Source organism: Citrobacter sp. TBCS-14 (genome assembly GCF_005280805.1).
In the GTDB taxonomy this organism is placed as follows: domain Bacteria; phylum Pseudomonadota; class Gammaproteobacteria; order Enterobacterales; family Enterobacteriaceae; genus Citrobacter; species Citrobacter gillenii.
On sequence record NZ_SZWM01000355.1, the window covers coordinates 1 to 256 of the forward strand.

The 256-nt window shown below is 60.2% G+C and carries 1 protein-coding gene; it reads left to right on the plus strand.

Annotated elements, in window-relative coordinates; all coding sequences use genetic code 11:
- Positions 1-256, plus strand: a 256-nt coding sequence (locus FDX22_RS15470; protein WP_304571768.1) for a glycosyltransferase, incomplete at both ends; no start/stop codon positions are given.

The window sequence follows — 256 nt, forward strand, 5'->3', positions numbered from 1 at the left end:
GGATGTTGTGGTCTGTCGCTCAGGCGCGCTGACGGTGAGCGAGATTGCTGCCGCAGGTTTGCCGGCGTTGTTTGTGCCGTTCCAGCACAAAGACAGACAGCAGTACTGGAATGCGCTGCCGCTGGAGAAAGCGGGCGCTGCCAAAATTCTTGAGCAGCCGCAGTTTACTGTGGATGCCGTCGCCAGCACCCTTGCCGGGTGGTCGCGAGAAACCTTATTAACCATGGCAGAACGTGCGCGCGCCGCATCCATACCG